The organism is Streptomyces nanhaiensis (assembly GCF_046614825.1).
In the GTDB taxonomy this organism is placed as follows: Bacteria; Actinomycetota; Actinomycetes; order Streptomycetales; family Streptomycetaceae; genus Streptomyces; species Streptomyces radiopugnans.
In genome coordinates, this window is record NZ_JBKJFM010000045.1 from 1 (window position 1) to 26,007 (window position 26,007).

General features: G+C 71.1%; 21 protein-coding genes and 2 tRNA genes. 3 read left to right on the forward strand and 20 right to left on the reverse strand.

Annotation, left to right across the window (positions count from 1 at the left end):
* Nucleotides 1-411: 411 nt before the first annotated feature.
* The 12 genes from ACLIYP_RS12835 to ACLIYP_RS12890 form a co-directional block, all read right to left on the reverse strand.
* The gene (locus ACLIYP_RS12835) at nucleotides 412-1,158 is read right to left on the reverse strand and encodes a TIGR03936 family radical SAM-associated protein (protein WP_412713278.1); all 747 of its coding nucleotides are present in this window, start codon (nucleotides 1,156-1,158) and stop codon (nucleotides 412-414) included.
* 152 nt (nucleotides 1,159-1,310) lie between these two features.
* A complete protein-coding gene (locus tag ACLIYP_RS12840) occupies nucleotides 1,311-1,907 on the reverse strand; it encodes a GNAT family N-acetyltransferase (protein WP_412713279.1) in 597 nt (198 codons plus the stop codon).
* Nucleotides 1,908-1,990: 83 nt separating this feature from the next.
* Nucleotides 1,991-3,919, reverse strand: a complete 1,929-nt coding sequence (locus ACLIYP_RS12845) for a TIGR03960 family B12-binding radical SAM protein (RefSeq protein ID WP_412713280.1) — start codon at nucleotides 3,917-3,919, stop codon at nucleotides 1,991-1,993.
* Nucleotides 3,920-4,132: 213 nt separating this feature from the next.
* Nucleotides 4,133-5,326: a rod shape-determining protein RodA gene (gene rodA, locus ACLIYP_RS12850; protein ID WP_412713281.1), complete on the reverse strand. Its 1,194-nt coding sequence runs from the start codon at nucleotides 5,324-5,326 to the stop codon at nucleotides 4,133-4,135.
* Nucleotides 5,323-7,437: a penicillin-binding protein 2 gene (gene mrdA, locus ACLIYP_RS12855; protein WP_412713282.1), complete on the reverse strand. Its 2,115-nt coding sequence runs from the start codon at nucleotides 7,435-7,437 to the stop codon at nucleotides 5,323-5,325. Before mrdA ends, rodA begins: the two co-directional genes overlap by 4 nt.
* A gap of 52 nt (nucleotides 7,438-7,489) precedes the next feature.
* Complete coding sequence (gene mreD, locus ACLIYP_RS12860) at nucleotides 7,490-8,200, reverse strand: rod shape-determining protein MreD (RefSeq protein ID WP_412713283.1); 711 nt, start codon at nucleotides 8,198-8,200, stop codon at nucleotides 7,490-7,492.
* A gap of 9 nt (nucleotides 8,201-8,209) precedes the next feature.
* Entirely contained in the window at nucleotides 8,210-9,214 is a 1,005-nt protein-coding gene (gene mreC / locus ACLIYP_RS12865; RefSeq protein ID WP_412713284.1) for a rod shape-determining protein MreC, read from the reverse strand.
* Nucleotides 9,215-9,343: 129 nt separating this feature from the next.
* The gene (locus tag ACLIYP_RS12870; RefSeq protein ID WP_279948674.1) at nucleotides 9,344-10,363 is read right to left on the reverse strand and encodes a rod shape-determining protein; all 1,020 of its coding nucleotides are present in this window, start codon (nucleotides 10,361-10,363) and stop codon (nucleotides 9,344-9,346) included.
* Nucleotides 10,364-10,647: 284 nt separating this feature from the next.
* On the reverse strand, nucleotides 10,648-11,061 hold the full coding sequence (ndk, locus tag ACLIYP_RS12875) for a nucleoside-diphosphate kinase (RefSeq protein ID WP_410538550.1): 414 nt from the start codon (nucleotides 11,059-11,061) through the stop codon (nucleotides 10,648-10,650).
* Between the two features lie 147 nt (nucleotides 11,062-11,208).
* Entirely contained in the window at nucleotides 11,209-11,550 is a 342-nt protein-coding gene (locus tag ACLIYP_RS12880; protein ID WP_412713285.1) for a DUF4233 domain-containing protein, read from the reverse strand.
* A 4-nt stretch (nucleotides 11,551-11,554) separates the two neighbouring features.
* Nucleotides 11,555-13,114 carry a bifunctional tetrahydrofolate synthase/dihydrofolate synthase gene (gene folC, locus ACLIYP_RS12885; RefSeq protein ID WP_412713286.1) on the reverse strand — a complete coding sequence of 520 codons (1,560 nt, stop codon included), beginning with the start codon at nucleotides 13,112-13,114 and terminating at the stop codon, nucleotides 11,555-11,557.
* A gap of 102 nt (nucleotides 13,115-13,216) precedes the next feature.
* Nucleotides 13,217-15,865 carry a valine--tRNA ligase gene (locus ACLIYP_RS12890; protein WP_412713287.1) on the reverse strand — a complete coding sequence of 883 codons (2,649 nt, stop codon included), beginning with the start codon at nucleotides 15,863-15,865 and terminating at the stop codon, nucleotides 13,217-13,219.
* A 132-nt stretch (nucleotides 15,866-15,997) separates the two neighbouring features.
* Between ACLIYP_RS12890 and ACLIYP_RS12895 the strand changes: the two genes are divergently transcribed.
* Complete coding sequence (locus tag ACLIYP_RS12895) at nucleotides 15,998-16,999, forward strand: hypothetical protein (RefSeq protein WP_412713288.1); 1,002 nt, start codon at nucleotides 15,998-16,000, stop codon at nucleotides 16,997-16,999.
* Between the two features lie 97 nt (nucleotides 17,000-17,096).
* Here the strand turns inward: ACLIYP_RS12895 and clpX are convergent, their stop codons facing one another.
* The 5 genes from clpX to ACLIYP_RS12920 all read right to left on the reverse strand — a co-directional run bounded on the left by clpX (nucleotide 17,097) and on the right by ACLIYP_RS12920 (nucleotide 21,767).
* Complete coding sequence (clpX, locus tag ACLIYP_RS12900) at nucleotides 17,097-18,392, reverse strand: ATP-dependent Clp protease ATP-binding subunit ClpX (protein WP_093654456.1); 1,296 nt, start codon at nucleotides 18,390-18,392, stop codon at nucleotides 17,097-17,099.
* A gap of 180 nt (nucleotides 18,393-18,572) precedes the next feature.
* Nucleotides 18,573-19,259, reverse strand: coding sequence for an ATP-dependent Clp protease proteolytic subunit (locus ACLIYP_RS12905; protein WP_412713289.1), 687 nt, complete (start codon nucleotides 19,257-19,259; stop codon nucleotides 18,573-18,575).
* A 64-nt stretch (nucleotides 19,260-19,323) separates the two neighbouring features.
* The gene (locus ACLIYP_RS12910) at nucleotides 19,324-19,926 is read right to left on the reverse strand and encodes an ATP-dependent Clp protease proteolytic subunit (RefSeq protein WP_177213868.1); all 603 of its coding nucleotides are present in this window, start codon (nucleotides 19,924-19,926) and stop codon (nucleotides 19,324-19,326) included.
* A 253-nt stretch (nucleotides 19,927-20,179) separates the two neighbouring features.
* Entirely contained in the window at nucleotides 20,180-21,592 is a 1,413-nt protein-coding gene (gene tig / locus ACLIYP_RS12915) for a trigger factor (RefSeq protein WP_412713290.1), read from the reverse strand.
* Between the two features lie 98 nt (nucleotides 21,593-21,690).
* Nucleotides 21,691-21,767, reverse strand: a tRNA-Pro gene (locus ACLIYP_RS12920).
* A gap of 113 nt (nucleotides 21,768-21,880) precedes the next feature.
* On the opposite strand from ACLIYP_RS12920, the gene ACLIYP_RS12925 reads away from it, so the two are divergent.
* Nucleotides 21,881-21,954: transfer RNA gene (locus ACLIYP_RS12925), tRNA-Gly, on the forward strand.
* 118 nt (nucleotides 21,955-22,072) lie between these two features.
* On the opposite strand, the gene ACLIYP_RS12930 is transcribed toward ACLIYP_RS12925, so the two are convergent.
* A complete protein-coding gene (locus ACLIYP_RS12930; protein ID WP_093654442.1) occupies nucleotides 22,073-22,267 on the reverse strand; it encodes a hypothetical protein in 195 nt (64 codons plus the stop codon).
* A gap of 501 nt (nucleotides 22,268-22,768) precedes the next feature.
* Here ACLIYP_RS12930 and ACLIYP_RS12935 point away from each other — a divergent pair.
* Nucleotides 22,769-24,007 (forward strand): acyltransferase family protein, encoded by a 1,239-nt coding sequence (locus ACLIYP_RS12935; protein ID WP_412713291.1) that lies wholly within the window; start codon nucleotides 22,769-22,771, stop codon nucleotides 24,005-24,007.
* Nucleotides 24,008-24,026: 19 nt separating this feature from the next.
* Here ACLIYP_RS12935 and ACLIYP_RS12940 read toward each other — a convergent pair whose 3' ends face one another.
* On the reverse strand, nucleotides 24,027-24,800 hold the full coding sequence (locus tag ACLIYP_RS12940) for an endonuclease V (protein ID WP_412713292.1): 774 nt from the start codon (nucleotides 24,798-24,800) through the stop codon (nucleotides 24,027-24,029).
* Nucleotides 24,793-25,947, reverse strand: a complete 1,155-nt coding sequence (locus ACLIYP_RS12945; RefSeq protein ID WP_412713293.1) for a PP2C family protein-serine/threonine phosphatase — start codon at nucleotides 25,945-25,947, stop codon at nucleotides 24,793-24,795. The genes ACLIYP_RS12940 and ACLIYP_RS12945 overlap by 8 nt, the downstream gene beginning before the upstream one ends.
* Nucleotides 25,948-26,007 lie beyond the last annotated feature (60 nt).

A 26,007-nucleotide genomic window follows, 5' to 3' on the forward strand; every position in this document is an offset into this window, starting at 1 on the left:
TCGGCGTCCCGCCGGCCGGGACGCGGCGCGGCGGCGCCGGCGCGGCGGCAGCGTGTCGCTGGGGCTGCCCTGCCCCGCTTCCGCCCCTGTGCCGGTCGCGGCGGGCGCCGTGGGCGTGGTTTCGGTGTTCTCCGCGGATGTGGATTCCGCGGATTCCATGGGTTCGCGCATGCGGGCGGTTCTCCCGTTCACGCTCCCGGGCGCCGTGCCTCGGTCCGGTTGGGCTCCGCGTGATGTGCGCGGGCCGCTGTCCGGGGCGCGGGCGCCGCACGGGAGCTGTCGTCTCGCTCGCCGGTTCCGTGCCTTCGGGCCCGGCTACGGCGAAAGTCTGCTGGTGGATGCGCCTGCCTGACGGCCGGACCCGGGTGGCTCCCTGGTGCCTCGCACATCGGCGGCGCGGCGGCGTCGGCCTTACGCGGTGCCGTCCGGCACCGTCGCGGCGGGGGTTGCGTCGCGGTCGGGCGCAAGCGGATCGGTCACCGTGCCGGTCTCCTCATCGAGCGGCCCCTGCGCCAGCCTGGTCACCGCTGCGGGGACCGGCGGCGCCAGGTCGGCCGTAGCTCGGAGGCCGGACAGGACGTCGTCGGGTCGTACGGCAGGTGTCAGGTGCCGTACCACCAGGCGCAGTATCGCACAGGGACCGTCGCCGGGCCTATCGGACCCGGTCGGGACGACCTCCAGCGAGGCCACGGCGGCGCGCGTGTCGAAGGTGCGCATGCCCTTCTTCGTCTGCCTGCGGACCTCGACCGAGTCCGCCGCGAGGAAGACCTCCACCGCCTTGCGCGCCTCCTCCGGCTCCACCCCGTCGAGCCGCAGCTCCCAGTGGGAGGCCGTCAGACGGTCGGCGAAACCGCTGGTGTGCGCCTCCACCGCGTCGACGACGTCGAGTCCGCCGGGCAGCGACTCGTCGAGCAGCCGCCGCAGCACCTCGGGGTCGCGCCGCTCGGTGAGGGCGATCTCCAGGTACTCGGCCTCGCTGCCCGTGCCGGTCGGCGCCGCGTTCGCGTACGAGACCTTCGGGTGCGGGGTGAAGCCCGCGGAGTACGCCATGGGCACCTCGGCCCGGCGCAGTGCCCGCTCGAAAGCGCGCTGGAAGTCGCGGTGGCTGGTGAACCGGAGGCGGCCGCGTTTGGTGTAACGCAGGCGGATGCGCTGCACCGCGGGTGCGGGCGGCGGGCCTTCGGGCTGTCGCTTGCCCAGGATCCTTCTCCTTGCTGCGGGGTGGCGCGACGAGCGCCCCTCGGTCGAACACTGGCGGCCGGGCCGTCCCCGCCGGTGCGGGGCCGGTAGGCCCGTACCTACCCACCAGCCTACTCGCCGGTGGCTCCGCCCTCTCCCGGCCCGGCGCCCGGCGCCCGCGGCGCGGCCGGTCCGGTGGCGATCCAGTACCGCAGTTTCTTCCCCCGCCGGTCCTCGAAGACACCCCCGCACTTCTCGATGACCCGGCGGGAGGCGGTGTTGGTGTCGTCGCAGGTGACCAGGACCGGGTCGATGCCCAGGGAGTGCGCGACGGGCAGGGCGGCGCGCAGCATCGCCGTGGCGTGGCCGCGGCGGCGGGCGGAGGCGCGGACGTCGTAGCCGATGTGGCCGCCGTAGTCGAGCAGGAAGCCGTTGAGCCGGTGGCGGATGGCGATGCGGCCGAGGTAGGTGTCGCCCTCGGCCCACCACAGGGTGGTGCACGGGACGTGGCCCTCGGGGCGCGGGCTGTCCTCGTCGGCGTCGGCGCGGACGGCGGCGGCGTACGCGGCGAAGAACTCCGGGTCGTGCCAGCGCCCGCCGTACCGGAGGATGTCGCGGCCGACCATCGAGTTGTCCTCCGGCCCGCCCCGGCCCTCGGCCTCGAACTCCTTCATCGCCTCCAGGAAGGAGGCGTGGGCGCGGGGGTCGGGGAGGATCAGCTCGGGCATGCGGCCAGTGTGTCAGCGCGCCCCGCCCCCGGCCAGCGGATACTCCGGCCGGGGGCGGGGCGCGTACGCCCGCGCGCGGGCGGCTACTTGTTCACGACCGTCAGCGGCAGCAGCTTCTTGCCCGTCGGGCCGATCTGGATGGAGGTGTCCATCGCCGGGCACACGCCGCAGTCGAAGCAGGGGGTCCAGCGGCAGTCCTCGACCTCGGTCTCGTCGAGGGCGTCCTGCCAGTCCTCCCACAGCCAGTCCTTGTCGAGACCGGAGTCGAGGTGGTCCCAGGGCAGGACCTCCTCGTAGGTGCGCTCGCGCGTGGTGTACCAGTCGACGTCGACGCCGTGGGGGGCCAGCGCGCGCTCGGCGCACTCCATCCACAGGTCGTAGGAGAAGTGCTCGCGCCAGCCGTCGAAGCGGCCGCCGGCCTCGTAGACGGCGCGGATGACGTCGCCGACGCGCCGGTCGCCGCGCGAGAGCAGTCCCTCGACGATGCCGGGCTTGCCGTCGTGGTAGCGGAAGCCGATGGAGCGGCCGTAGCGCTTGTCGGCGCGGATCCTCTCGCGCAGCTTCTCCAGGCGGGCGTCGGTCTCCTGGGCCGACAGCTGCGGCGCCCACTGGAAGGGGGTGTGGGGCTTGGGCACGAAGCCGCCGATGGAGACGGTGCAGCGGATGTCGTTGGAGCCGGAGACCTCGCGGCCCTTGGAGATGACCTTGGCGGCCATGTCGGCGATCTGGAGGACGTCGTCGTCGGTCTCGGTGGGCAGGCCGCACATGAAGTACAGCTTCACCTGGCGCCAGCCGTTGCCGTAGGCGGTGGCGACGGTGCGGATCAGGTCGTCCTCGGAGACCATCTTGTTGATGACCTTGCGGATGCGCTCGCTGCCGCCCTCGGGGGCGAAGGTGAGGCCCGAGCGGCGGCCGTTGCGGGTCAGCTCGTTGGCCAGGTCGATGTTGAAGGCGTCCACCCGGGTGGAGGGCAGCGACAGGCCGATCTTGTCGTCCTCGTAGCGGTCGGCCAGCCCCTTGGCGATGTCGCCGATCTCGCTGTGGTCGGCCGAGGACAGCGACAGCAGGCCGACCTCCTCGAAGCCGGTGTTCTTCAGGCCCTTCTCCACCATCTCGCCGATGCCGGTGATGGAGCGCTCGCGCACCGGGCGGGTGATCATGCCCGCCTGGCAGAAGCGGCAGCCGCGGGTGCAGCCGCGGAAAATCTCCACGCTCATCCGCTCGTGGACGGTCTCGGCCAGCGGCACCAGGGGCTGCTTGGGGTAGGGCCACTCGTCGAGGTCCATCACGGTGTGCTTGGACACCCGCCACGGAACGCCGGAGCGGTTGGGTACGACGCGGGCGATGCGGCCGTCGGGCAGGTACTCCACGTCGTAGAAGCCGGGGACGTACACCCCGCCGGTCCTCGCCAGGCGCAGCAGCAGTTCCTCGCGGCCGCCGGGACGGCCCTCGGCCTTCCAGGCCCGGGTGATCTCGGTGATCTCCAGTACGGCCTGCTCGCCGTCGCCGATGACCGCGCAGTCGATGTAGTCGGCGATCGGCTCGGGGTTGAAGGCGGCGTGGCCGCCGGCGACGACCACCGGGTGGTCCACGCCGCGGTCCTCCGCCCGGAGCGGGATGCCGGCCAGGTCCAGGGCGGTGAGCAGGTTGGTGTAGCCCAGCTCGGTGGAGAAGGAGACGCCGAACAGGTCGAAGGCGCCGACCGGGCGGTGGGCGTCCACGGTGAACTGCGGGACCCGGTGCTCGCGCATGAGCTTCTCCAGGTCCGGCCAGACGCTGTAGGTGCGCTCGGCCAGCACGCCCTCGCGCTCGTTGAGGACCTCGTAGAGGATCATGACGCCCTGGTTGGGCAGGCCGACCTCGTAGGCGTCGGGGTACATCAGGGCCCAGCGGACATCGCAGGCGTCCCAGTCCTTGACGGTGGAGTTCAGCTCTCCGCCGACGTACTGGATCGGCTTCTGGACGTGCGGGAGGAGGGCCTCCAGGCGCGGGAAGACCGACTCGACAGGCATGGGTGGTGTCCTCGGATGCTGGGGTTCGCCGGGTTTGCCGGATTTACTGGTTTTCAGCGGCCGGCCGTGCGGCCGGCGCCGTGCCGCCTGGCCGGCGGACGGGAGTGACCATCCAGCGTAACGCCTGCCGGAGCGGGCCCCGTGCCCGCGTACCGGGGGCGGCCGTCACGCGGGCACGGTCGGGGACCGGGGCCGGAGGCAGGGGCGCGGGGCTCAGGCGGACACCGGGCGCTGCACCCGGATCGACTGGAGCAGCCCGATGGCGATCCAGACGGCGAACATCGAGGTGCCGCCGTAGCTGACGAAGGGCAGCGGCAGGCCGGCGACCGGCATGATGCCCATGGTCATCCCGATGTTCTCGAAGGACTGGAAGGCGAACCAGGCGATGATCCCGGCGGCGACGATGGTGCCGTACAGCTCGGTCGTCTCCAGTGCGATGCGGCAGGCGCGCCACAGCACCACGCCCACCAGGAGGATGATCAGGCCCGCGCCGAGGAAGCCCAGTTCCTCGCCCGCGACGGTGAAGACGAAGTCGGTCTGCTGCTCGGGGACGAACCGCCCGGTGGTCTGGCTGCCCTCGAACAGTCCCTTGCCGTAGAGGCCGCCCGAGCCGATGGCGATCCTGGCCTGGTTGGTGTTGTAGCCGGCGCCGGACGGGTCGAGCGCGGGGTTGGCGAAGGCGGCGAAGCGCTTGATCTGGTAGTCGTCGAGCACGCCGAGCTGCCAGACCAGGACCGCGCCGACGCCGCCCGCGGCCAGCAGGCCGATGATCCAGCGGTTGGACGCGCCGGAGGCCAGCAGCACACCCAGCACGATCACGACCAGCACCATCACCGAGCCCATGTCGGGCATCAGCATGACGATCCCGATCGGCACCGCGGCCAGGCCGAGGGCCTGCACCACCGTGCGGTGGTCGGGGTGGAGCCGGTCGCCCGCGTCCACCTGGGCTGCGAGCAGCATCGCCATGCCCAGGATGATGGTGATCTTGGCGAACTCGGCGGGCTGGAGCGACAGGCCGGCGCCCAGGTCCAGCCAGGCGCGCTGGCCGTTGATCGTCGCACCGAGCGGGGTGAGCACGAGCAGTGTGAGCAGCACCGACAGCACGTACAGCACCGGGACCGCGCCGCGCAGCCTGCGGTGGCCGAGCAGGACGGTGCCCACGGCCAGCGCCACGCCGATGGCGAGGCTGATCAGATGGCGCCACAGGAAGTGCTGCGGATCGCCCTCGTTCAGCTCGGTGCGGTTGCGGGTGGCGGACCACACCAGCAGGGAGCCGATGACGGACAGCGCCACGCAGGCCAGCAGCAGCGTCCAGTCCAGGCGGCGCAGGACGGAGTCACGGGCCGTCAGCCTGCTCCAGGCCGAGCGCTCCTGCCAGGGCTTTCCGGTGTAGGAGTGGGTGCTCACGGCTTGAAGCCCTTCTGGCGCAGGGCCTCGATGGTGCCGTCCGGGTTGATCCCGGGAAGCTTCTTCTGCGGTTTCGGCAGCAGGGCCTTCCTCTTGTCGATCTTCCCGTCCTCGCCCACGCCGTACAGCGCGTCGTAGATCGCGCGCACCGCGGGGCCGGAGGCGCCGGAGCCGGTACCGCCCTGGGAGATCGTCATGACGATCGCGTACTCGTCGGTGTAGGTCGCGAACCACGAGGTGGTCTGCTTGCCGTAGACCTCGGCCGTACCGGTCTTGGCGTGCATGGGGATCTCCTTCTGCGGCCAGCCGGCGTCGGCGAAGCGCCAGGCGGCGGTGCCGCGGGTGGCGACGCCCTCCAGCGCCTTGTCGGTCTGGCGCAGGGTCTTGGCGTCCATCGGCAGCCTGCCGCGCTTCTTCGGCTCGATCTCCTCGACGCTCTTGCCGTCGGGGCTGATGACGGCCTTTCCGACGGTGGGCTCGTACATGGTGCCGCCATTGCTCAGGGCCGCGTAGATGGCCGCCATCTGAATGGGCGTCACCAGCGTGTCGCCCTGTCCGATGGAGTAGTTGACGCTGTCGCCGGCGCGCAGCCTGTTGCCCTCCAGGCAGTTCTCGTACGCGATCTGCTCGACGTAGTCCCCGCCCTTCTTGCCGTACTTGCACCAGGCGTCCTTGTTGGCCTCCCAGTACTCCTGCTTCCACTTGCGGTCGGGCACGCGGCCGGTGACCTCGTTGGGCAGGTCGATCCCGGTGCGCTTGCCGAGGCCGAACTCGTGGGCCATCTTGTAGAACCAGTCGTCGGGGTTCTTCCTGGGCTTGGCGCCGCCGTCCTTCTTCCACTCCTGGTGCGCCAGGGCGTAGTAGACGGTGTCGCAGGAGACCTCCAGCGCGCGGCCGAGGTCGATCATGCCGTGGTTCTGCGACTCGAAGTTCTTGAAGACCTGGCCGCCGATGCTGTACGAGGACGAGCAGTTGTAGCGGCCGTCGAAGTCGTAGCCCGCCTTGACGGCCGCGGCGGTCGGGATCACCTTGAAGATCGATCCGGGTGCGGCCTGCCCCTGGATGGCCCGGTTGAGCAGCGGGTAGTTGGACTTCTTGCCGGTGAGCCTGGCGTAGTCCTTGGCGGAGATGCCGCCGACCCAGGCGTTGGGGTCGTAGTCCGGCGCGGAGGCCATCGCCACGATCCGGCCCGTCCTGGCCTCCATCACCACGACCGCGCCCGCGTCCGCCTCGTAGTTGCGGTTGGTGTTGCGGTCGTGCTGCTTGCGCGCCTCCTTCATCGCCTTGACCAGTTCCTTCTCGGCGACGGCCTGGACGCGCGCGTCGATGCTGGTGACGAGGGAGGAGCCGGGCTCGCCCTTGTCGTTCTCGGCCTCCCCGATGACGCGGCCGAGGTTGTCCACCTTGTAGCGCGTCACGCCCGCGTCGCCGCGCAGCGCCGCGTCGTACTGGCGCTCAAGACCGGAGCGGCCGATCTGGTCGGAGCTGAGCAGCGGGGAGTCGGTGTCCTTGCTCTGCGCGATCTCCTCGTCGGTGACGGGCGAGAGGTAGCCAAGGACCTGGGAGGTCCGGGCGCCGTACGGGGCCGGGTAGCGGCGGACGGCGACGGGTTCGGCGGTGATGCCGGGGAAGTCCTCCTGGCGCTCGCGGATCTGGAGCGCCTGCTGCGTGGTGGCCTCGTCGGTCACCGGGATCGGCTGGTAGGGGGAGCCGTTCCAGCAGGGCTGCGGGGTCTTGGCGTCGCACAGGCGGATCTTCTCGGAGACCTCCTTGTACGTCATGTCCAGGACGTCGGCGAGCCGGGTGAGGACGGCCTTGCCGCCGTCGTCCATCTTCATCAGCTCGGTGCGGCTGGCGGAGACCACCAGCCGGGTCTCGTTGTCGGCCAGCGGCACACCTCGCGCGTCGAGGACGGCTCCGCGCACGGCGGGCTGGACGACCTGCTGCACGTGGTTGCCCGCGGCCTTCTCGGCGTACTCCTCGCCGTTGCGGATCTGGAGGTACCACAGCCGCCCGCCGAGGGTGAGCATCAGGGAGAAGACCAGGATCTGGATGGCGACCAGCCGGATGGTGACCCGGGGGGTGCGCCCGGTCTCGGGAATGTTGCTCACTGCGTCTCCGTCGCAATCACAGTCGCTGCCGCCGTCACAGTCGCCGTCGCCGTCACAGTCGCTTGACGCCCTTGATCCGCCCCGTTCCGCTCCTGGACGTCCGGGCCGCCAGGCCGCCGCGGCGGACGGCGCCCGCCCTGCCGGCCCGGCCGCCGAGTCGGCCGGTGCGGCCGCGCAGGCCGCCGATCCCTCCGGAGCCGAGCAGTCCGCCGTAGGTGCGGGCGCCGTCGCCGGCGCTGCCGGCCGTGTCGGCGAGCGGGTCGTGCGCGGTACGGCGGGCCAGCGCCATGACCACCGGGACGGTGAAGGGCGCGAGCAGCAGGTCGTAGACGGTGGCCGTGGTCAGCAGCAGGCCCAGGCCCACATGGCGGGCCGCGGTGTCGCCGACCAGCGCGCCGACGCCGGCGTAGAGCAGGGTGGAGGAGAGGGCGGCGCCGGCCACGACGAGCATCGGAACGGTGGCCGAGCGGTGCTGGCCGTTCTCCGGCTTCGTCAGGCCGGCTGCGTAGCCGATGACGCACAGCACCAGGGCGTAGCGGCCCACGGCGTGGTCGGCGGGCGGCGCGAGGTCGGCCAGCAGCCCGGCCGCGAAGCCGACCAGGGCGCCGCCGGTGTGGCCGTACACCAGCGCCAGGCCGAGGACGGTCAGCAGCAGCAGGTCGGGTACGGCGCCGGGCAGTTGGAGCCGGGCCAGCACGCTGACCTGGACCACCAGGGCGACGATGACGAGCGCGGTCGAGAGCAGGATCCGGTTGGGGTGCATCGTTGTCGGTCAGCTCCTGGAAGGGCTGGGGGCGGCGCCCCCGGAGGGAGCGGCCTCCTCGGAGGGGCCGGCGCCCGCCGAGGGGCCTGCGGAGGGATCGGCTGCGGCCGAGGGGTCGGCGGTCACCGTGACCGTCGGGGTGGGCCGGTCCTTCGGCTTGGGCGGGAGGACCGCGTCACGCGGGTCGGTGCGCGGCGGCCTGACGACGACGCCGACGATGTCGAGCTTGGTGAAGCCGACGTACGGCCGCACCCGCACCGTCCGGGTGAGACCGCCGCTGTGCGGATCGACCCGGATGACCTCGCCCACCGGCACACCGGGCACGAACGGCCGGTCGTTGCTGGAGCCGAAGGTGACCAGGCGGTCGCCCTTCTTCACCTCGGCCTTGCTGTTGAGGAGCTGGACGGTCAGCGCGCTGTCGCCGCGGCCGCCCGCGAAGCCGAGTTCGCCGGTGCCCTCCATCCGGGTGCCGACGGTGAAGTCGGGGTCGTTGGCCAGGAGCACGGTGGAGGTGCTCGGTCCGACGGTGGTGACCCGGCCGACGAGTCCGTCGCCGTTTATCACGGTCATGTCGCGCCTGATGCCGTCGGCGCGGCCGACGTCGATGGTGACGGTCCAGGAGAAGCCCTGGGCGGCGCCGATCCCGACGACCTGGGCGGCCTTGATGCCGTACTGCCCGGCGCCCGCGGTCCTCAGCAGGTCGTCGAGCTGCCTGACCCGGGCGTTGTCGCGGTCGGAGGCGGCGAGCCTCTGCTTCAGTTCGGCGTTCTCCTGCTCCAGTACGCTGATCCGGTCGTAGCGCTCGCCGGAGTCCCGTACGGCCGCGATGGCGTTGCCGACGGGGTCGACGGCGGTGGCGACACCGCTCTCCACCGGGCCGAGGACGGACGCGGTCACCTGCCGCGCCCCGTCCAGCGGCGATCGTTCACCGCCGCGGATGTCCACCGTGATCAGTGCGAACGCGACGGCGACCAGCAGAACGAGCAGCAGCCGGCTCTCTCGTGTATCCCTCACGTGCGACGGCCGTGCCTTCCCTTGTTGGACTTGTCTGACCGTGGTGTCGGCCCGGCTCCCCGGGCCGCCGGCCGCCTCCGTCCGGCGACCGGGAGGAGGAGGCTCGGCGGGGGCCGGCCGGGCCCGGTGTCACCGCCGCGGCTGGGCGTCGAGCACCTGCTGGAGCGCCTCGAACTCCTCGACGCACTTGCCCGAGCCCAGCGCCACCGAGTCCAGCGGGTCCTCGGCGATGTGGATGGGCATGCCCGTCTCGCGCCGCAGCCGCTCGTCCAGGCCGCGCAGCAGGGCGCCGCCGCCGGTGAGGACGATGCCGCGGTCCATGATGTCGCCGGAGAGCTCGGGCGGGCACTTGTCGAGGGTGGTCTTCACCGCGTCCACGATGGAGTTGACGGGCTCCTCGATGGCCTTGCGGACCTCGGAGGCCGAGATGACCACGGTCTTGGGCAGTCCGCTGACCAGGTCGCGGCCGCGGATCTCGGTGTGCTCGTCCTCCTCCAGGTCGTACGCCGAGCCGATCGTGATCTTGATGCTCTCGGCCGTGCGCTCGCCCAGCAGGAGGCTGTACTCCTTCTTGATGTGCTGGATGATCGCGTTGTCCAGCTCGTCGCCCGCCACCCGGATGGACTGCGCGGTGACGATCCCGCCGAGGGAGATCACGGCCACCTCGGTGGTGCCGCCGCCGATGTCGACGACCATGTTGCCCGTCGCCTCGTGGACCGGCAGCCCCGAGCCGATGGCGGCCGCCATCGGCTCCTCGATGATGTGCACCTGGCGGGCGCCCGCCTGGGTGGACGCCTCGATGACCGCGCGTCGCTCGACACCGGTGATACCGGAGGGGACGCACACGACCACCCGGGGGCGCGCGAGGTAGCGCCGCTTGTGGATCTTGAGGATGAAGTAGCGGAGCATCCGCTCGGTGATCTCGAAGTCCGCGATCACCCCGTCCTTGAGGGGGCGGACCGCCACGATGTTGCCCGGGGTGCGGCCGATCATCTTCTTCGCCTCGGCGCCGACCGCGAGGATTCCGCCGGTGTTGGTGTTGATGGCGACGACCGATGGCTCGTTGAGGACGATCCCGCGACCCCTGACGTACACCAGCGTGTTGGCGGTCCCGAGGTCGACAGCCATGTCACGGCCGATGAACGACATGTTGTTCGCCATGAGGATACGTCAGGCCTTCCGACTGGAGCGATGTGAGGGGAGGACGACAGCGTGCGCTGCGGGGCCCGGAGAAGTTTCCATCGTAGTCGCGCTCCTTCGAACGCGGTGAGAGGGTTCCTCCTCCGTCATTGTCGGCGGAACGCGGGTCATCCCCGTATGTGGTGACGTCGCGTCCGGGTGATTCGTTCCCCCGCGTGGAGGGCGAATTCACGTGGGGCGATCGAATTCCATCGATCGCCCCAGGTCAAGAGGTTCGCGTTTCTGACACGCCGTCAGCCGTGGGAGGGGAAGAAGATCTTCAGCTCCCGTTCGGCGGATTCCTCGGAGTCCGAGGCGTGGACAAGGTTCTCACGCACGATCGTTCCGAAATCCCCCCGGATGGAGCCGGGTGCTGCGGCGATCGGGTCGGTCGGACCGGCCAGGGCGCGCACGCCCTCGACCACCCTCTCGCCCTCGACGACCATCGCCACGGACGGACCGGAGGCCATGAACTCCAGCAGCGGCTCGTAGAAGGGGCGGCCGACGTGCTCGGCGTAGTGCCGCTCCAGCGTGGCGCGGTCCAGCGTGCGCAGCTCCATCGCGCTGATCGTCCAGCCGGCCTTGCGTTCGATGCGCCCGACGATCTCGCCGATCAGGCCCCGCCTGACCGCGTCGGGCTTGAGGAGGACGAGGGTGCGCTGGCTCATGGTCGGCTGCTCCTTGCGGCTTTCACGTGTTTACGGGCTCTCACGAGTGCTCAGAGGCTACAGGGAGCCCGCCCGCGCTCCGTCGGCACCCGTCGTGCGGCGCCCGCCCGCGCGGGCCGGTCACGCGGCGCCGTTCACGCCGGCCGGTCAGGCGGCGCCGGCCCCCGCCGCGGAACGGGCCTTCGCCTCGTCGATCACCCGGCCGAAGTGGATCGACGCCCACCACAGCCCGGCGAAGACCGCGCCGAGGAAGAACATCGCCGGGACGACGAAGCCGGAGGCGATCAGGCCGATCTGCAGCGCCCAGCCGAGCTGGAGCCCGCCGGGCCGGCCGAGCATCCCGCACAGCAGCAGGCACAGCACCATCGCCGTGCCGCCGACCGCCCACACCGTCCCCGTGGGCAGCCCGCCCAGCCGCGTCGCCACCAGGGAGGCGAAGCCGATGACGAGGAACTCGCCGATGAGCGTGGACGCGCAGAGCGTACGCACCGTGTCACCTGTCCTTTCCGAGCAGCAGCCGGGCCTCGCCGACTGTGAAGACCGAGCCGGTGACCAGTACGCCCGCACCGGAGTACTCGCCCTCCTCCTCGGCCAGGGTGATCGCCGCCTCCAGCGCGTCGTCCAGCCGGGGCTCGACCTGGACGCGCTCCTCGCCGAAGACCTCCACCGCCAGCGCGGCGAGCTCGTCCACGTCCATGGCGCGGGGGGTGGCGTTGCGGGTGAGCACGACCTCGGCGAAGACCGGTTCGAAGGCCTCCAGCACCCCCCTCACGTCCTTCTCGGCGCTGGGGGCGACCACGCCGATCAGCCGGCTGAAGCCGAACGCCTCGGTGATCGCGGCGGCCGTCGCCTGGGCGCCCGCGGGGTTGTGCGCGGCGTCCAGCACCACCGTGGGGCTGCGGCGCACCACCTCCAGCCGTCCCGGGGACGCCACGGAGGCGAAGGCGGTGCGGACGGCGTCGGCGTCCAGGGTGCGGGCGTGCCGGGAGCCGATGCCGAAGAACGCCTCGACGGCCGCCAGCGCCACGGCGGCGTTGTGCGCCATGTGGGCGCCGTGCAGCGGCAGGAAGACCTCCGGGTACTCCCCGCCCAGGCCGCGCAGCGTCAGCAACTGCCCGCCGACGGCGACCTCACGGGAGACGACGCCGAACTCCAGGCCCTCGCGGGCGACGGTGGCGTCCATCTCCACGGCCCTGCGCAGCACGACCGAGGCGGCCTCCACCGGCTGCTGGGCCAGCACCACCGTGGCGCCCCGCTTGACGATGCCGGACTTCTCCCCCGCGATCTCCTCGGGCGTCTCGCCCAGCCGGTCGGTGTGGTCCAGCGAGATCGGGGTGACGACGGCGACGGACGCGTCGATCACGTTGGTGGCGTCCCAGCTCCCGCCCATGCCGACCTCGACGACCGCCACGTCCACCGGCGCGTCGGCGAAGGCCGCGTAGGCCATGCCCGTCATGACCTCGAAGAAGGACAGCCGGTGCTCCTGGGCCGCGTCCACCATCTCCACGTACGGCCGCAGGTCCTGGTACGTCTCGATGAACCTCTCGGCGGAGATCGGCGCGCCGTCCAGGCTGATCCGCTCGGTCATGGCCTGGACGTGCGGGCTGCTGTAGCGGCCGGTGCGCAGGTCGAAGGCGCCCAGCAGCGCCTCGATCATCCGGGCGGTGGTGGTCTTGCCGTTGGTGCCGGTGATGTGGATGGAGGGGTAGGAGCGCTGCGGCTCGCCCAGCACGTCCATCAGCGCGGCGATCCGCGCCAGGGACGGCTCCAGCTTCGTCTCGGGCCACCGCCCCACCAGCTCGGACTCCACCGCCCGCAGCGCCCGGTCCAGCTCCGGGTCCTCGGGGCGGGTCGGCAGCTCGCCGCCTCCGGCCGGCCCGGCCTGGGTGCGCAGGGTGCGGCTGCCTGCCTCGATCACGGCGAGATCGGGGTCGCGGTCGGTCTCGGCGTCGATGATCTCGTCGAACCGCTCCAGGGGATCGCCGTGCTCCCCCTCCTGACCGGAGGCGTCGCCGGGGCCTTCGTGCGGGTCGTGCGGGGGCTGCTCACTCACCGTTTCAGTGTACGGAGACGGCGGTGGCCGCCGCGCCCGGCCCGGGCGCGGCGGCCACCGCTCTCTCGTCGTATCCGTCCTCCTACCCGCTCGCGGGGGCTCCTAGGCCTGCGGCAGTGCCTCCAGCTGGGCGGAGATCCGGGCGATGTCCGCCTCGGCCTGCTCCCTGCGGGTGCGGATCTTGGCGACCACGTGGTCGGGGGCCTTGGCCAGGAAGCCCTCGTTGCCGAGCTTGGCCGTGGTCTGCGCCAGCTCCTTCTCCGCCGCCGCCAGATCCTTGGCCAGGCGCTTGCGCTCGGCGGCGAAGTCGATCGCGCCGGACAGGTCCAGCTCCACCTTCGCCCCGGCCACCGGCAGGGACGCGGTGGCCCGGAAGTCCTCGCCGGCCGGCTGCAGGCGCAGCAGGGAGCGGATGGCCGCCTCGTGGACCGCCAGCTCCGTCCCCTCCAGCGCGAGGCGGGCCGGGACGCGCTGGCCGGGCTGGAGGCCCTGATCGGCTCGGAAGCGGCGGACCTCGGTGATCACCTGCTGAAGGGTGGCGATCTCCTGCTCGGCCGCCGTGTCGCGGAAGCCGGAGTCGGAGGGCCAGTCCGCGATCACCACGGACTCGCCGCCGGTCAGCGTCGTCCACAGCGTCTCGGTGACGAACGGCATCACCGGGTGGAGCAGCCGCAGCGTGGTGTCCAGGACCTCGCCCAGGACGCGGGCGGAGGCGCGGGCCGCGTCGCCGCCCGCGGCGAAGGTGGTCTTGGACAGCTCGACGTACCAGTCGAAGACCTCGTCCCAGGCGAAGTGGTAGAGGAGGTCGGAGAGCTTGGCGAACTGGTAGTCGTCGTAGTACGCGTCCACCTCGGCCACGACCGTGTTCAGCCGGGAGAGGATCCAGCGGTCGGTCGCCGACATCTCCTCGGGCGCGGGCAGGGCGCCCTCGACCGTGGCCCCGTTCATCAGCGCGAAGCGGGTGGCGTTCCAGACCTTGTTGGCGAAGTTGCGGGACGCCTGGACCCAGTCCTCGCCGATGGGGACGTCGACACCGGGGTTGGCACCGCGCGCGAGGGTGAAGCGCAGCGCGTCGGAGCCGTACTTGTCCATCCAGTCCAGCGGGTTGACCGCGTTGCCGAAGGACTTCGACATCTTCTTGCCGAACTGGTCGCGGACCATGCCGTGCAGCGCGATGGTGTGGAACGGCGGGGTGCCGTCCATCGCGTACAGGCCGAACATCATCATCCGGGCGACCCAGAAGAAGAGGATGTCGTAGCCGGTGACCAGGACGGAGTTCGGATAGAACTTCTCCAGGCTCTCGGTCCGCTCGGGCCATCCGAGGGTGGAGAAGGGCCACAGGCCGGAGGAGAACCAGGTGTCCAGCACGTCGCTGTCCTGGTGCCAGCCCTCGCCGGCCGGGGGCTCCTCGTCCGGGCCGACGCAGACGGTCTCGCCGTCGGGGCCGTACCAGACGGGGATGCGGTGGCCCCACCACAGCTGGCGGGAGATGCACCAGTCGTGGAGGTTGTCGACCCAGCCGAAGTAGCGGGACTCCATCTCCCTGGGGTGGATGGTGACGCGGCCGTCGCGCACCGCGTCGCCGGCGGCCTTCGCCAGCGGGCCGACCTTCACCCACCACTGCATCGACAGCCGCGGCTCGATGGTCGTCTTGCACCGCGAGCAGTGGCCGACGGAGTGGACGTAGGGGCGCTTCTCGGCGACGATGCGCCCCTCGGCGCGCAGCGCGCCGACGACCGCCGAGCGCGCCTCCAGCCGGTCCAGGCCCTGGAACGGGCCGTGGGCGGTGATGACCGCGTGCTCGTCCATGACCGTGATGCTCGGCAGGTCGTGGCGGCGGCCGATCTCGAAGTCGTTCGGGTCGTGCGCCGGGGTGACCTTGACGGCGCCCGTGCCGAACCCGGGGTCCACGTGCTCGTCGGCGACGACCGGGATGCGCCGGCCGGTGAGCGGCAGCTCGATCTCGGTGCCGACGAGGTGGGCGTAGCGCTCGTCGTCGGGGTGGACGGCCACGGCGGTGTCGCCGAGCATCGTCTCGGCGCGGGTGGTGGCCACGACGATGGAGTTCTCGCCCTCGCCGTAGCGGATCGAGACCAGCTCGCCGTCCTGGTCGGCGTACTCCACCTCGATGTCGGAGATGGCCGTCAGACAGCGCGGGCACCAGTTGATGATCCGCTCGGCGCGGTAGATCAGCTCGTCGTCGTAGAGCCGCTTGAAGATCGTCTGGACGGCCCGGGAGAGCCCCTCGTCCATGGTGAAGCGCTCACGCGACCAGGCGACGCCGTCGCCCAGCCGCCGCATCTGGCCGGAGATCTGCCCGCCGGACTCCGACTTCCACTGCCACACCCGCTCGACGAACGCCTCGCGGCCCAGATCGTGGCGGGACTTGCCCTCCTTGGCCAGCTCGCGCTCGACGACGTTCTGGGTGGCGATGCCGGCGTGGTCCATGCCCGGCTGCCACAGCGTCTCGTGCCCCTGCATCCGCTTGCGGCGGGTGAGGGCGTCGATCAGCGTGTGCTCGAAGGCGTGGCCCAGGTGCAGGCTGCCGGTGACGTTGGGCGGCGGGATGACGATCGTGTACGGCGGCTTGTCGCTCTTGGCGTCCGCCTCGAAGTAACCGCGCTCTACCCAGCGCTCGTACAGCTTCCCCTCCACCTCGGCCGGAACGTACTGGGTCGGCAGGTCGGCATGGGCGCTGTTCGACGGCTCCGCCCCCTCGGGGGTCGGGCTCTGCTGAGTGTTCTCGGTCACGACGGCCAGTGTACGGGCGGCCGTACGGCGGTCTCGAACCGGTTTGGGGGTCCGGGTGACGGGGGAGCGCCGGGGTCCGCCAGGATGGGACGGCCCATTCGTGAACGTGTCCGACCAAGGGGGAGCCCCAGCGTGAGTCACAACCAGCCGCCACCGCAGCCCGGTCCGTACGGTCAGCAGCCGCCGTACGGTCAGCAACCGCCGTACGGCGGCCCCCAGCCGGGGTACGGAGAGCCCCAGCCGGGGTACGGCCACCCGCAGCAGCCGGGCATGCCGCCGCAGGGGCAACCGGGGTACGGCTATCCGCAGCAGCCCGGTCAGCCCGGCCACCCCCAGCCGGGCTTCCCCCAGCAGGGCGGCTGGGGACAGCCGGGTCACCCGCAGCAGCCCGGGGGCTACATGCCCCCGCCCCCGCCGGGCGGCGGCGGCAAGGGCAGGACGATCGGCGCCCTGGTGGCCGTCCTCGCGGTCGTCGGCCTGGCGGTGGGCGGCTACTTCGTCTTCTCCGGCGGCGGCAGCGGCGGCGACATCGCCGACGACGGCAAGCGGTACAAGCTCGTGCCCCCCGCGACGGTGGCCGGCGAGTACAAGAAGACCCCGTCCGGCGACCCGGACGGGTTCGACTCGGACGACCTCAGGAAGCTGGAGAACGTCGGCGTCTCCAATGCCGAGGAGGTCAACGCCGAGTACTTCACCGGCGATGTCGCCGATCCCAGCCCCACCACCGGTATGGCCCTGTCCTTCAACGGGGTGTGGGGAGAGGTGAAGAACCCGGAAGCAGCCGTCGACGCCCTGTTCACGACCCTCTCCGAGGGCACCGAGGAAGACTCCCCCGAGGAGGGCGACGCGAAGGTCACGCTGGTCGGCGAACCGGAGGAGGTGTCCCCCGAAGGGCTGGAGAACGCCGTGATGAAGTGCCAGGAGGCCGAGTTCACCGGTGACTCCTCCACCGGGCTGGGAAGCGGCAAGAAGGCGACCATTCCCTTCTGCGTCTGGGCCGACCACAGCACCGTCGGCGCTGTGTCCCTGGCCGACATCTCGGCGTTCCTCAGCGGCAAGGGCGGGGCTCCGATCGGCGATGCCGCCGACCTGGCCACGGAACTGCGCAGCAAGGCGCGCGTCGAGATCGAGTGACAACCGCACCGCGCGCCCCGACGCGCACATGCGGCGGGGGCCGTCCGGAGGGATTCCGGGCGGCCCCCGCCGCATGCGCGCGTGCCGCGCGTCCGCGCTACGCGCTCTTCTCGCGCGGCCCCTGGCCCTGCTCGCGCTCGCCGCGGGAGCGGGGCACCAGGGTGGGGTTGACGTTGGAGTGGACGACGTCCTCGGTGATCACCACGCGCGCCACGTCCTTGCGCGAGGGCACCTCGTACATCACCGACATCAGGACCTCCTCCATGATCGCGCGCAGACCGCGCGCCCCGGTGCCCCGCAGGATCGCCTGGTCGGCGATGGCCTCCAGTGCCGGGCGGTCGAAGTCCAGCTCCACGCCGTCGAGCTCGAACAGCCGCTGGTACTGCTTCACCAGCGCGTTGCGCGGCTCGACCAGGATCTTCAGCAGGGCCTCGCGGTCGAGGTTGTGGACGGAGGTGATGACCGGCAGACGGCCGATGAACTCCGGGATCATGCCGAACTTGACCAGGTCCTCGGGCATGACGTCCTCGAACTGGTTGCTGGCCTCGATCTCGCGCTTGGAGCGGATCGTCGCGCCGAAACCGATGCCCTTGGCACCCGCCCGGGACTCGATGATCTTCTCCAGCCCGGCGAAGGCGCCGCCCACGATGAACAGCACGTTCGTGGTGTCGATCTGGATGAACTCCTGGTGGGGGTGCTTGCGCCCGCCCTGCGGCGGCACGGAGGCGGTGGTGCCCTCCAGGATCTTCAGCAGCGCCTGCTGCACGCCCTCGCCGGAGACGTCGCGGGTGATCGACGGGTTCTCGCTCTTGCGGGCGACCTTGTCGATCTCGTCGATGTAGATGATCCCGGTCTCGGCCTTCTTGACGTCGTAGTCGGCGGCCTGGATCAGCTTCAGCAGGATGTTCTCGACGTCCTCGCCCACGTAGCCGGCCTCGGTCAGGGCGGTGGCGTCGGCGATGGCGAAGGGGACGTTCAGCATCCGGGCGAGGGTCTGCGCCAGCAGCGTCTTGCCGGAACCGGTGGGACCCAGCAGCAGAATGTTGGACTTGGCCAGCTCGATGCCGTCGTCACGGCCCTGCGAGCCGCCGTTCTCGCCCGCCTGTACCCGCTTGTAGTGGTTGTAGACGGCGACGGAGAGGGCCTTCTTGGCTGCCTCCTGGCCGACGACGTACCCCTCGAGGAACTCGTAGATCTCACGCGGCTTGGGCAGTTCGTCCCAGCGCATCTCGGAGGTGTCGGCGAGCTCTTCCTCGATGATCTCGTTGCAGAGGTCGATGCACTCGTCGCAGATGTAGACGCCCGGCCCCGCGATGAGCTTCTTCACCTGCTTCTGGCTCTTGCCGCAGAACGAGCACTTGAGCAGATCGCCGCCGTCACCGATGCGTGCCACGAGGTGCTTCTCCTTCGCCTGGGATCCGTCGAGTTCCGCGAACCCGGGTGCTTGCTCTGGGCCTTGGCGGGGGCGGCCCCCGGACCCCCTATGACGGTACCTTGCCCGGCCCCCTGAATGGGCCCCCCTCGGACCGACTCGACCCGAGGGGGGCGGAAATGTTCGGGAGAATCCGCGGACTCAGCCCAGCCCCACCGAGGTCTTGCGGGTGGAGATGATCTGGTCGATCAGGCCGTACTCCAGCGACTCCTCGGCGGTGAGGATCTTGTCGCGCTCGATGTCCTGGCTGATCTGCTCGATCGGCTTGTCGGAGTGCTTGGCGAGCATCTCCTCCAGCTGGGTGCGCATCCGCTGCACCTCGTTGGCGGCGATCTCCAGGTCGGAGACCTGGCCGCGGCCGGTCTCGCTGTACGGCTGGTGGATCAGGATCCGCGCGTTGGGCAGCGCCATCCGCTTGCCGGGGGTACCGGCGGCGAGCAGCACGGCCGCGGCGGAGGCGGCCTGGCCCATGCAGACGGTCTGGATGTCCGGCTTGACGAACTGCATCGTGTCGTAGATGGCCGTCAGCGCCGTGAAGGAGCCGCCGGGGCTGTTGATGTAGACCGAGATGTCGCGGTCGGGGTCCATCGACTCCAGGCACAGCAGCTGCGCCATGACGTCGTTGGCGGAGGCGTCGTCGATCTGCACGCCGAGGAAGATCACGCGCTCCTCGAAGAGCTTCGCGTACGGGTCGTACTCCCGCACGCCCTGCGAGGTGCGCTCCACGAAGCGCGGAACGACGTAGCGGGACTCGGCCGACGGCCCGGTGTAGCGGGCCTCGAGGCGGTCGTGGCCCCCGGCCCCGGGGAAGCTGTGCTGACTGTTCATGTGGCTGTACACCGTTCTGGAGAGATGGACTGGCTGCGGTGTCGAGCTGCGGGACGTCAGGCGCTCACGCGCCCGTACCGCCGCCGCCCGGAAGCTGCGTGGCGGAGCCGTAGACCTCGTCGATCAGGCCGTACTCCTTGGCCTCCTGGGCGGTGAACCAGCGGTCGCGGTCGGCGTCGCGGGTCCACTGCTCCTCGCTCTGGCCGGTGTGCAGCGCGGACAGCCTCGTCATCTTCTTCTTGGTGCGCAGCAGCTGCTCGGCGTGGATCTTGATGTCCGAGGCCGAGCCCGCCAGGCCCGCGGAGGGCTGGTGGATGAGGATCTCCGCGTTCGGCAGGGCGAAGCGCTTGCCGGGGGTGCCCGCGCTCAGCAGGAACTGGCCCATGGACGCGGCCAGGCCCATGGCGATGGTCACCACGTCGTTCTTGATGTACTGCATGGTGTCGTAGATCGCCATGCCGGCCGTGATCGAACCGCCCGGGCTGTTGATGTAGAGGTAGATGTCCTTGTCCGGGTCAGCGGCCAGGAGGAGCAGCTGAGCGGTGATCTTGTTGGCGATGTCGTCGTCGACCGGCTGGCCGAGGAAGATGATCCGCTCGTTGAGCAGCCGGTTGTAGACCTGGTCGCCGAGGCCACCGATGGTCGGCTCGGTGGCGGCGGAAGGCATCGGAAGCGTCACGTGTCCACCTGCTCGTATACGGACGGCCGCGTCTGCCGCAGGGCCGTCTCTGGGGTCTTCGTCTGTACTTGGACCCTAACGCGCGGGTCCGACTGCGCCATCCCGGTCCGAGAACTGTTCGCTGTTAGCGCAGGGAGCGTTCCCGCAGGTGAGGTCGGCGTGTTCCGCCGTACGCGAACGGGCCCGCACGCGGTGTCGCGTGCGGGCCCGTTCGGCCGGTCGTGGGGCGGGGCCCCGCGGATCAGCCCTCGGACTTCTCGCCGCCCTGCTCGGCGGACTCACCGGCGGACTCGGCAGCGGACTCGGAGGAGGCGTCGGCGGCCTCGGCGGACTCCTCGTCCTCCTCGTCCTCCATGGAGACGGTCTCGCCGTTGGTGTCGGTGACCTTGGCGGCCTCGACGACGACCGCGAGCGCCTTGCCGCGGGCGACCTCGCCGACGAGCATCGGCACCTGGCCGCCCTCGACGACGGCCTGGGCGAACTGGTCGGGGCTCATGCCGGAGGACTGGGCGCGCCGCATGAGGTGCTCGGTGAGCTCCTCCTGGTTGACGTTCAGCTTCTCCTTGCTGACCAGCTCATCGAGGATGAACTGGGTCCGGATGCCCTTCTCCGCCTGCTCCTTGAGCTCGGTCTCGAACTCCTCCTCGGACTTCTCCTGCATCTTCAGGTAGGTCGCGAGGTCCATGCCGAGCTGCGCGAGCTGGTGGTTGACCAGGTTGTGCTTGCGGGTGTTGATCTCGTCCTGGAGGAGCTTCTCCGGGATCGGGACCTCGACCAGGGAGATCAGCTCGTCGAGCACCTTCTCCTGGGCCTGGGTGGCCTGGTCGTACTTCTTCATCCGCTCCAGGCGCTTGCGGCTGTCGGCACGCAGCTCCTCAAGGGTGTCGAACTCGCTGGCGAGCTGGGCGAAGTCGTCGTCCAGCTCGGGCAGTTCGCGGGCGGAGACGGAGGTGACGTCCACCTTGACCTCGGCCTCGCGGCCCGCGGCGGAACCGCCCTTGAGCTCGGAGGTGAAGGTCGCGGAACCGCCGGCCTCCAGGCCGGTGACGGCCTCGTCGATGCCGTCCAGCAGCTCGCCGGAGCCGATGGTGTAGTCGATGCCCTTGGCGACGCCGTCCTCCAGGACCTCGCCGTCGACCCTGGCCTCCAGGTCGATCTTGACCACGTCGCCCTCGGCGGCGGGGCGCTCGACGACGGTGGTGGAGGCGAAGCGCTCGCGGAGCTGCTCGACCGACTTCTCCACGTCCTCGTCGGTGACCTCGACGGCGTCGACGGTGACCTCGATGCCGGAGTAGTCGGGGATCTCGATGGAGGGGCGGACGTCCACCTCGGCGGTGAACGCCAGGAGCTCGTTGTCCTTGAGCTCGGTGATGTCGACCTCGGGCTGGCCGAGCGGGCTCAGCTCACCCTCTTCGACGGCGTCCTGGTAGAGCTTGGGAAGCGCGTCGTTGACGGCCTCCTCCAGGACCGCACCCCGGCCGAACCGCTGGTCGATCACCCGGGCGGGGACCTTGCCCTTGCGGAAGCCGGGCACGGTGACCTGCTGGTTGATCTTCTTGTACGCCGCGTCGAGGCTGGGCTTGAGCTCCTCGAAGGGCACCTCGACAGTGAGCCGAACCCGGGTGGGGTTCAGGGTCTCCACGGCGCTCTTCACGGTCGGTCTCCTTGGGGGCTGACTGCTGGGACTTCGTACTTCTTGTGAGGCGCCCCGCACGCAGACACGACACAGACAGGCGCGTCTTTCATAGTACGTGGTCGGGGTGGCCGGATTCGAACCGACGGCCTTCCGCTCCCAAAGCGGACGCGCTACCAAGCTGCGCCACACCCCGTCCGTGCGACACGTAGAGTACATGCCGTACGATGCGGAGCGTGCCGCACACGGTTCACGGTCGGCCGGCTGCGATCTGTATGATCTGCCTGCCCCGTGGACGACGGCGGCGCTGCGGGCGTAGCTCAATGGTAGAGCCCCAGTCTTCCAAACTGGCTACGCGGGTTCGATTCCCGTCGCCCGCTCCATGCGGAGAACGGCCCGGTCCTCGGTGAGGACCGGGCCGTTCTCCGCATTCGCGCTCTTTGTCCAGCTCTTTTCCCGCTTTTTCCGCGCCCCGGGCGGGGCTGCCGTCCGGGGCGCGGCTCAGAAAGTGATCTGGTTGATCGACTCGGCGAGCGAGTCGAGGAAGCGGTTGATCGACGGAGCGATGCCCGTGGAGGCCAGGAAGAAGCCGAAGAGGATCGCGACGAGCGCGGGCCCCGCCTTCAGCGAGCCGCTGCGCATGAGAACGACCATGATGATCGCCAAGAGCAGCACCACAGACAGTGAAATGGCCACAACTGATCACACCCTCGGTCGCAACGCCTCTGCGCCGGCCGCGCCGGCCCGGGGACCCTCCACCGCGTCCCCGGCGTGACCATCGTGCCACCAACTGCCGCGCCAGTGGAGACAGGTGGAGGATCGGCGGGCCCCGGGCGTGTCAGCGGACCGGGCCGGCCGGCGCGCCCCACCGGGCACCGGCCGGATCGGTGCAGCACACACCCGTGTTTCGGATCGGGCCTGCCGAGAACATTCCCAATAACTTCACCGCCGGAATTCGGTGACGCCGCGGCCCGCGCCGCACGGGGAAACACCCCGCGGGAAGGAAGGACCCCCCTCGGGGGACAAGTCCGACATGACCGGAAGGAAATTCAGATCCAATGGAACTTAACGGACATACAACCAAAGAGTCTCCTGTCTGCCCGCCGCCCGGGGGGCACCGGCCGCAATTCCCCGTGCCGGGGGCGGTGAGACCTCCCCGGATTTACCTCCGGATGGATTCCCACTAAGGTGCGGCAGATGTTCCACGTCGGCCATGAGCGCTCCCCGCTCCCTCCCGCAAGACCCGGCGCGACCGCACAGTCCGCGCCGTCCGCGCCCTCCGCACCGGAGGCCGTCCGGACCGGGCAGGGAAGCGGAGCGGGAGGAGCCAAGCAGCGGGACGCGTTCTTCGACAACGCCAAGTTCCTGGCGATCGCGCTGGTCGTGGTGGGGCACGCCTGGCGGCCCGTGATCGACGACTCGCGGGCGGTGCTGGCGGCCTACAACTTCGTGTACGCCTTCCACATGCCGGCCTTCATCATCGTCTCCGGCTACTTCTCCCGCAGCTTCGACATGCGCCCGGGCCGGGTGCGGCGGCTGGTGACCGGCGTACTCGTGCCGTACCTGATCTTCGAGACCGCCTACAGCCTGTTCAGGAAGGCGGCGGACTCCCCGGACCACCCCGTGAGCCTGCTCGATCCCTGGTACCTGACCTGGTTCCTGATCGCGCTGTTCGTGTGGCGGCTGACGACCCCGCTGTGGAAGACGCTGCGCCGTCCCCTGCCGATAGCCCTGGGCATCGCCCTGCTGGCCTCCGCCTCACCCGACATCGGCAACGACCTGGACCTCCAGCGGGTGCTGCAGCTCCTGCCGTTCTTCGTGCTCGGACTCTGCCTGCGGCCCGAGCACTTCGAGCGCGTGCGGCAGCGCGGGGCGCGGCTGCTGAGCGTGCCCGTGGCCGCCGCGGCGCTGGTCTTCGCGTACTGGTCGGGGCCCCGGATGAACTTCGAGTGGTTCTACCACAACAGCAGTGGTCAGGAACTCGGCGTGCCCTGGTGGATCGGCGTCGCCATGAACCTTGCGATGTTCGCCTGCTCGCTGGTGCTGTCCGCCTGCTTCTTCGCCTGGGTCCCCCGGCGCCACATGTGGTTCACCGCGCTGGGCGCGGGGACGCTGTACGCCTACCTGCTGCACGGCTTCCTGGTGCAGGCCTCGCGGATCTTCGGGTGGTACGACGCGTTCCCGTGGATCACCACGCCGGCCGGCATCGTCGTGCTGACGATCGGCGCCGCGGCCCTGGCGGCCGTGCTGTGCAGCTCGCCGGTGCGGCGGACGTTCCGGTTCGCGATGGAGCCCAGGATGGACTGGCTCTTCAAGCGGGACGCCGCCGAGGCGGCCCGGCAGCGCACCGGCGGACCGGCAGGGTCCGCCGGGACGGCCGAGTCCGCCGAGTCCGCCGGGGCGGCCAGGACGGCCGAGACGGCCGGATCGCGCTGACCGCCCCGCACGGGGCTCGTCACTCCGCGGCGCCGTACGGCTCCCGCAGGCCCTCCCTGATCTCCCTCAGGACCCTGCGGCTGAGTCCGTCGGCGCCGCGCGTCGTCTCCGGCAGCCGGTAGCGCGGGGCGAGGCGCAGGGTGTGGGCGCAGGCGTGGTCCAGGCCGATCCCGTGGCCGGCGGAGACGAACACCGGCCTGACGCCGGGCTGGGTGCGCAGCGCGCGGCCCACGGTCTCGGGCGGGACGGACCGCCGGTCCAGCAGCGGTGAGGCGTCGCCTCGCCGCGGCCCCGGCTCGGTGTGGTCGAAGACGAAGGGCGACTTGGCGACCCCGAAGCACGGCAGCCCGGTCAGTACGCCCAGGTGCACCGCCAGCCCGGCCCTCCGGGGGTGCGCGTAGCCGTAACCGTCGCAGACCACCAGATCGGGTGGCGTACCGAGCTTCTCCAGTGCGGCCAGCACCGGCGGCAGCTCGCGGAAGGCGAGCAGCCCGGGGATGTACGGGAAGCGGCTGCGGCCGGTGTGGACCGCCTCCTCCAGGACCTCCAGGCTCTCCGCGTCCAGCACGACGGCCGCCGCGACCAGCAGGTCGCTGTCCTCGTCGTAGGTGACGTCGACCCCGGCGACGCGGCGTGCCCGCCCCGGCGCCGGTCCCGGGCCGACCGGGTCGGCCGCGGCCCGGATCCGCTCCTGCTCGGCCACCGCCTCCGCCTCGGTGACCGGCCACCGCAGGGCCCCGCCCGGCGCCCCGGCCGTGCCGTCGGTACCGGCCGTCGCCGCGCCGTCAGTCACGGCGGATCAGCAGCAGGGCCCGGTCGTCGTTGACGTCGCGGGCGACGGCCTCGATCAGGTGCCAGGCCGCTCCCTCGAAGCCGGCGACGACATAGCGGTCGGCCTCTCCCGTCAGCCGGTCGATGCCCTCGGCCAGCTCCCGGTCTGCGGTCTCCACCAGTCCGTCGGTGAAGAGCATCAGGACGTCGCCCGGGCGCAGGCTGCCCTTGACCGCGTCGAACCGGGCGCCGTCGTAGACGCCCAGGAGCGGTCCGTCGGCGTTCTTCTCCTCCCAGCGGCCGCTGCCCGCGTTGAGCTGGAGGGCCGGGACGTGGCCCGCGGAGAACAGCTCGTAGTCGCCGCTGTCGAGGTCGAGGACGAGGTGGACGGAGGTCGCGAACCCCTCCTGCCAGTCCTGGCGCAGCAGGTAGTCGTTGGCGGCCGGGAGGAACGCGTGCGGGGGCAGGGAGCCCAGCAGCCCGCCGAAGGCGCCGGACAGCAGCAGCGCGCGGGAGCCCGCGTCCATGCCCTTGCCGGAGACGTCGGTGAGGACGGCCTCCAGGGTGCGGCGGTCGGGCCCGGTGAGGGTGGCGACGACGAAGTCGCCGGAGAAGGACTGCCCGCCCGCCGGGCGCAGCGCCATCTCCCGGTGCCAGCCCGCGGGCAGCTTCGGCAGCTTGCTCTGGACGCGGATGCGCTCGCGCAGGTCGAACAGCATGGTGTTGCCGCGCCGCCATGGGACGCCGACCCGGCTGCGGAACTGGGCGATCAGCAGCCCGGAGAGCCCGACCGCGCCCACCACCAGGACCGTCCCCGGCGTGACGCGGCCGGGCCCGGCCGTGTACGGGCCGAGCACGGTGGCCTCCACGATCAGGGCGCCGGCCGCGGCGGCGTACAGGACCAGCAGGCTGGCCGGGCGCAGCAGCAGGCCGCCCGCGATCACCGGCAGCACCAGGGCCTCGGGCGCGAACCACAGCGGCTCGGCGGCGGTGGCGTAGGCGAGGGCGGGGACGGTGGCGAGCAGGGCCGCGAAGGCGATCCAGTCGGACCCCTCGCCTCGGAAGTAGTCGACGGCGGAGCGGCGCAGGACGGTGCGGACCCGGTGGACGGCCTTGCGGGCCTGGTACAACCGGGGCGCGGGAGGGGTCTTGCCCGTGCGACCTGCCATGTCAGGGACCTTATCCACCCGTTCGGGGGTCCGTCGATTCCCGGCATGGCGGACCTGAAA

What these genes read in the sequence shown, in the direction of transcription:
- ACLIYP_RS12840 (WP_412713279.1), bottom strand. Translation starts at nt 1,907, where the DNA reads ATGCCCGAGCTGATCCTCCCCGACCCCCGCGCCCACGCCTCCTTCCTG.
- ACLIYP_RS12905 (WP_412713289.1), bottom strand. Translation starts at nt 19,259, where the DNA reads ATGAACAGTCAGCACAGCTTCCCCGGGGCCGGGGGCCACGACCGCCTC.
- ACLIYP_RS12910 (WP_177213868.1), bottom strand. Translation starts at nt 19,926, where the DNA reads ATGCCTTCCGCCGCCACCGAGCCGACCATCGGTGGCCTCGGCGACCAG.
- ACLIYP_RS12945 (WP_412713293.1), bottom strand. Translation starts at nt 25,947, where the DNA reads ATGGCAGGTCGCACGGGCAAGACCCCTCCCGCGCCCCGGTTGTACCAG.
- ndk (WP_410538550.1), bottom strand. Translation starts at nt 11,061, where the DNA reads ATGAGCCAGCGCACCCTCGTCCTCCTCAAGCCCGACGCGGTCAGGCGG.
- mreD (WP_412713283.1), bottom strand. Translation starts at nt 8,200, where the DNA reads ATGCACCCCAACCGGATCCTGCTCTCGACCGCGCTCGTCATCGTCGCC.
- ACLIYP_RS12870 (WP_279948674.1), bottom strand. Translation starts at nt 10,363, where the DNA reads ATGTCGTTCATCGGCCGTGACATGGCTGTCGACCTCGGGACCGCCAAC.
- ACLIYP_RS12845 (WP_412713280.1), bottom strand. Translation starts at nt 3,919, where the DNA reads ATGCCTGTCGAGTCGGTCTTCCCGCGCCTGGAGGCCCTCCTCCCGCAC.
- ACLIYP_RS12935 (WP_412713291.1), top strand. Translation starts at nt 22,769, where the DNA reads ATGTTCCACGTCGGCCATGAGCGCTCCCCGCTCCCTCCCGCAAGACCC.